This window comes from Streptomyces sp. NRRL F-5727 (assembly GCF_000719555.1).
Taxonomy (GTDB): Bacteria; Actinomycetota; Actinomycetes; order Streptomycetales; family Streptomycetaceae; genus Streptomyces.
Map to the genome: position 1 here is coordinate 1 of NZ_JOGX01000129.1, position 6,032 is coordinate 6,032.

The 6,032-nt window shown below is 76.1% G+C and carries 2 protein-coding genes and 1 pseudogene; all 3 read right to left on the bottom strand.

Going from position 1 to position 6,032, the window contains the following annotated elements; genetic code table 11:
• A partial coding sequence (locus tag IF73_RS39040; RefSeq protein WP_199806788.1) for a non-ribosomal peptide synthetase occupies positions 1-1,859 on the bottom strand: 1,859 nt, incomplete at its 3' end.
• 59 nt (positions 1,860-1,918) lie between these two features.
• Positions 1,919-2,833 (bottom strand): annotated as a pseudogene (locus IF73_RS42945) (condensation domain-containing protein); the annotation flags it as partial.
• Positions 2,834-2,842: 9 nt separating this feature from the next.
• Positions 2,843-6,032, bottom strand: a 3,190-nt coding sequence (locus tag IF73_RS39045) for a condensation domain-containing protein (RefSeq protein ID WP_158822272.1), incomplete at its 5' end; no start/stop codon positions are given.

Here is a 6,032-nt window from a genome sequence, read left to right on the forward strand (position 1 = left end):
AGGGAGTGGCCGCCGTGGGCGAAGAAGTCGTCGTCGATGCCGGTCCCGGGCAGGCCGAGGAGGTCGGCGAAGAGGCCGCAGAGGATCTCCTCGCGCGGGGTGCGCGGGGCGCGGTGCGCGGTGCCGGCGGTGAAGTCGGGGGCGGGCAGGGCGCGGCGGTCCAGCTTGCCGTTCGGGGTGAGGGGCAGGCCGGGCAGGGGGACGATCGCGGACGGCACCATGTGCGGGGGCAGCGTCCGGGCCAGGTGGCCGCGCAGGGCGGCCGGGTCGGCGTCGCCGACGACGTACGCGACGAGGTGCCGGTCGCCGGGGCGGTCCTCCCGGACCACGACGGCCGCCTGGCGGACGTCGGGGCGGGCGGTGAGGTGGGTCTCGATCTCGGCGGGTTCGACGCGGAAGCCGCGGAGCTTGACCTGGTCGTCGGCGCGGCCGAGGTATTCGAGGACGCCGTCGGCGCGGCGGCGCACGAGGTCGCCGGTGCGGTAGGCGCGCTCCCCGGGGGCGCCGTGCGGGTGGGCGACGAACCGCTCGGCGGTGGCCGAGGGGTGGTGGAGGTAACCGAGGGCGAGTCCGGTGCCGGAGAGGTACAGCTCCCCCGGCACGCCGGGCGGCACCGGCCGGAGCCGGTCGTCGAGGACGAGGGCGTGCTTGCCGTGGACGGGGGTCCCGATGGGGATCGGCGCGCCGGTCAGGTCGGCGGCGGTGATGGTGTGGGTGGTGGTGAAGCCCATGCTCTCGGCGGGCCCGTAGCCGTTGGTGACGCGGACCCGCGGGAAGCGGTCGAGGACCTGGGCGACGTGGGCGGCGGAGGCGGCCTCGCCGCCGGTCATGGCGGCGTGGAGGCCGGCGAACGCCTGGGGGTGCTCGTCGAGGAGGTGGTTGAAGAGGCTCGCCGACGCCTTGAGGACGGTGACGCCGTGCCGGGCGACGAGGGCGGCCATGGTGTCCGGTTCGGGGCGCTGGCCCGGCTGGAGCACGACGCGGCCGCCGGCCAGCAGCGGGCCGAGGAGTTCGGTGGCGAAGGCGTCCCAGGACATGGGCGCGGCCTGGAGCCAGGTCTCGCCGGCGCCGAAGGGGGCGTACTCCTGGCCGGTGAGGGTGCCGGTGAGCGCCCGGTGCGGGGCCACCACGCCCTTGGGGACACCGGTGGAGCCGGAGGTGAACAGGACGCAGGCGGGCGCCTCGGCACTGTCGGGGCGGGCGAGCGGTCCGGTGGTGTCCGGGGCGGGCCCGGCGGTGGCCGGGTCCTCCGGGTGGATCGTCGGCATCCCGGTGGCGGCGAGCCATTCCGGTACGTCCTCGGCCGTGACGACGGCGGTGGCCCGGGTCCGGTCGAGGACGGCGGTGAGGCGTTCGGCGGGGAAGTCCGGGTCGAGCAGGGTGTAGGCGGCGCCGGCCTTGAGGACGGCGAGCAGGGCGCGGACGAGGTCGGGTCCGCGTTCGAGGTGGACGGCGACGATGTCTCCGGCGCGCACCCCGTGGGCGTGCAGGCGGTGGGCGAGCCGGTTGGCCTGGGCGTCGAGGGCGCCGTAGCTGACGGTCTCGTCCTGGAAAAGGAGGGCGGTCGCCTCGGGGGTGCGGGCGGCCTGGGCCTCGAAGAGCCGGTCGACGCGGCCGGGTGACGGCGCCGGCCGTCGGCCGCCGGGCGCGGGGAGCAGCCGGCGCCGCTCCTGGTCGGTGAGGAGGTCGACGGAGCCGAGGGCCCGGTCGGGGTCTTCGGCGAGGGCGGTGAGCAGGACGGACAGGCGCCGGGCCAGCACCTCCACGGTGGCGTGGTCGAAGAGGTCGGAGGCGTAGCCGAGCGTCCAGTCGAGTCCGGCGGGCCGCCCCTCGGAGTCGTACCGCTCCTCGATGCCCACTCCTGGTGGGCGAACGCCTCCAGGTCCGTGTCCCGGATGCGGCGCACCAGGGCGCGGAAGGAGGGATCGCCGGAGGTGTCCGTGCGCAGCACGAGCGTGTTGAGGAAGAAGCCGACGAGCTCGTCCAGGGCCTCGTCGGTGCGGCCGGCGACGGGGGTTCCCAGCGGGATGTCGCATCCGGCGCCGAGCCGGGTGAACAGGCCGGCCAGGGCCGCCTGGCACACCATGAACACGGTCGCGCCGCACGCCCGGGCCAGCTCCACGACCTGGTGGTGCACGTCGGCGCCCAGGGCCAGCGGCACCGCGTCGCCACGGTGGCTGGGCACGGCGGGGCGGGGGCGGTCGGTCGGCAGGACCAGTTCCTCGGGGAGGTCCGCGAGGGCCTGGCGCCAGTGCCCGAGCTGCCGGGACGCGACGCTCTCCGGGTCGTCCTCGCGGCCGAGGACGTCCTGCTGCCACAGCGTGTAGTCCGCGTACTGCACCGGCAGTTCGGGCCAGTCGGGCTCCCGTCCGGCCGCGCGGGCCGTGTAGGCGGCGGCCAGGTCCCGGACGAGCGGGCCGAGGGACCAGCCGTCGGCGGCGATGTGGTGGCAGACGAGGAGGAGGACGTGGTGGTCGGCGGCGACGGTGAACAGGGTGGCGCGGACCGGGAGTTCGGTGGTCAGGTCGAAGACGTGCCGGGCGGCTCCGCCGAGTGCGGCGTCGATGCCCTCCGGTCCGGTGGCGACCGACTCCCAGACGGGCGCGGCCTGTTCGGCGGGCAGGATCTCCTGCCGGGGCGTGCCGTCCCCGGATTCCGGGAAGCGGGTGCGCAGCGCCTCGTGCCGGCCGAGCACGTCGTCCAGCGCGCGGCGCAGGGCGTCGGGGCGGAGGGGGCCGCGCAGGCGGAGCGCGAGGGGGATGTTGTAGCTGGGGTTCGGCTGGGTGCGGCTGAGGAACCACAGCCGCTGCTGGGCGTACGACAACGGGATCATGGATTCTCCTCAGGGGCGGGACCGGCGCCGCAGGGCGGGCCTGGCCTTCTCGGCGCCGTCCAGACGCTCGGCCAGGGCGGCCGGCGTGGGCGCTTCGAACACGGTCTTGATGGACAGTTCGGTGTCGCACACCGCGCGGACGCGGCTGATCAGGCGGGTGACGAGGAGCGAGTGGCCGCCGAGGTGGAAGAAGTCGGCGTCGACGCCCACGTGTTCGGCGCCGAGGACCTCGGCGAAGAGGTCGCAGAGGAGCTTCTCCTGCGCGGTGCGCGGGGCGCGGCCGCCGGACGGCGGCGCGAGCGAGGGGACGGGCAGGGCCTGCCGGTCGAGCTTGCCGTTCGGGGTGAGCGGGAGGGCGTCGAGGACGGTGAAGCTGCTCGGCCGCAGGTGCTCCGGGAGCCGGCCGGCCGCGTGGGACCGGACGTCCTCCGGGTCGAGTACGGTGCCGGGCTCGGCGACCAGGTAGGCGGCGAGCCGCTTGTCGCCGGGCCGGTCCTCGCGGACGACGACGGCGGCCTGGCGGACGGTCCCGTGGGTCATGAGGGCGGCCTGGACCTCGCCGGGCTCGACGCGGAACCCGCGGATCTTGACCTGCCCGTCGGCCCGGCCCAGGAACTCCAGGACGCCGTCGGCGCGGCGGCGGACCAGGTCGCCGGTGCGGTAGACGCGCTCGCCGGGGGCTCCGTACGGGTGGGCGACGAACCGCTCGGCGGTCAGGCCGGGTTGGCCCAGGTACCCGTGGGCGAGGCCGACGCCGGCCATGTACAGCTCGCCGGTGACCCCGACCGGGACCGGCCGCAGCCGCTCGTCGAGGACGTACACGCGTTTGTCGGCGATCGGCCGGCCGACCGGGATGGACGGGGCGGTGGTGTCCCGGTCCTCGACCGTGTGGCAGCAGGTGAAGATCATCGACTCGACCGGCGAGTAGCCGTTGACCAGCCGCAGCCCCGGATACTCCGCCCGCGCCTTCGCGATGTGCGCCACGGACAGCGGCTCGCCGCCCGTCATCAGCTGCCGCACACCCAAGGCGACGTAGTCCTGGCCCGTGAGGGTGCCGGTCAGGGCCCGATGGGGGGCCACCACGCCCTTGGGCACGCCCGTCGAGCCCGAGGTGAACATCACGCAGGCCACGTCCTCGGAACCCGTGACGGTCCCGGGGGCGGTCTCCGGCCGGGCGGCGATCGCCTCGGCTTCGGCGTCGAGCCGGACGAGCCCGTCGCCGAGGCCGTCCGCGAGGGTGCCGGCCGTGACGATCGTCGTGACGCCGGCCCGGGCCGTGGTCTCCCGCAGTCGTTCCGCCGGGAATCCGGGGTCGAGGAGCGTGTACGCGGCCCCGGCCTTCAGTACCGCGAGCACCGCCGTGACCAGGCTCGGCTCGCGGTCCAGGAGCACGCCGACCGTGTCGCCGCGCCGTACGCCGCGGTCGAGGAGGTGGTGCGCCAGCCGGTTGGCGTCCCGGTCCAGTCGCCCGTACGACACCCGTCGGTCGCCGGAGACCAGGGCCGTCGCCTCGGGGGACCGGGCGGCCCACCGCTCGAACAGCTCGTGCACGGTGGCGTCCTCGCGCGGGTGCGGGCGGGCGGTGGCGTTGTGCTCCTCCAGGAGCAGCCGCCGCTCCCCCGCGTCCAGCAGCTCCAGGTCGCCGATGCGGGCGTCCGGGTCGGCCGCGGCCGCCGCCAGGAGCCGGAGCAGCCGCGCCGCCAGGGCCTCGGCGCTGGGCCGGTCGAAGAGGTCTACGGCGTATTCGAGGGCTCCGGTGATGCCGGACGGGGTGCCGTCGCCGGCGTGGGTCTCGGTGAAGGCGGCGGTGAGGTCGAACTTGGCGGTGCCGTTGAGGACGGAGGCGAGCCGGGCGCCGCCGCCGAGGGCTTCGGGTGCCGCCTCCGCGTTGTTCTGGAGGACGAGCATCACCTGGAAGAGCGGGTGGCGGGCGAGCGAGCGGACCGGGTTCAGCTCCTCGACCAGGTGCTCGAAGGGCACATCCTGGTGGGCGTAGGCGGCGAGGTCGGTCTCCCGGACCCGGGCGATCAGTTCGCGGAACGTCGGGTCGCCGGAGGTGTCGGTGCGCAGCACCAGCGTGTTGACGAAGAAGCCGACCAGGTCGTCCAGGGCCGCGTCCGACCGCCCGGCGACCGGGGTGCCCAGCGGGATGTCCGGGCCGGCGCCGAGCCGGGTCAGGAGCGCCGCCAGGCCCGCCTGGAGGACCATGAAGAGGGTGCCGCCGGAGGTGCGGGCGAGCCGCAGCAGCTCCTGGTGGAGGCCGGCGTCGAGGTGGACGGGGACGGTGTCGCCGCGGTGGGTGGCGGCGGGCGGCCGGGGCCGGTCCGTGGGCAGGGCGAGGGTGTCGGGGACGCCGGCGAGTGCCGCCTTCCAGTGCGCGGTCTGCCGGGCGAGGAGGCTGTCGGGGTCGGCGGCGTCGCCGAGCAGGTCCCGCTGCCAGAGGGTGTAGTCGGCGTACTGGACGGGCAGCGGCGCCCACTCCGGCGCACGGCCCTCGGCGCGGGCCGCGTACGCCTCGGTCAGGTCCCGGACCAGTGGCGCCATCGACCAGCCGTCGCAGGCGATGTGGTGGACCACCAGCAGGAGGACGGACTCCTCCGCCGCGGTCTCGAACAGGTGGGCGCGCAGCGGCGGTTCGGCGGCGAGGTCGAAGGGGCGGGCGGCGTGCGCGGAGAGGACGGCCGGCAGGTCCGCGGGCCGGGCGGGCGTGACGGTGAGGTCGGGGCGTGCCCGGTCGGGCGGCAGGATCCGCTGGTGGACCTCGCCGTTCTCCTCGTGGAAGACGGTGCGCAGGGCCTCGTGCCGGCGGGTGACGTCGGCGAGCGCGGCGGCGAGGGCCGCCCAGTCGGGCGGGCCGTCGAGGCGCAGGGCGTGGGCGACGTTGTAGGCGGCGGCGCCGTTCTCGGCCCGGTCGAGGAACCAGAGGCGGCGCTGGGCCGGGGAGAGCGGCAGGACGGCGGGCCGGGCGGCGGGGAGCAGGGCGGGCCGGGCGGGGGCGGCGCCGTCGAGGCGTTCGGCGAGGGCCGCCACGGTCGGGGCCTCGAAGAGGTCACGGAGGGTGAGTTCCGCGCCGAGCGCGGCGCGGATGCGGACGGCGAGGCGGGCGGCGAGGAGGGAGTGGCCGCCGTGGGCGAAGAAGTCGTCGTCGATGCCGGTCCCGGGCAGGCCGAGGAGGTCGGCGAAGAGGCCGCAGAGGATC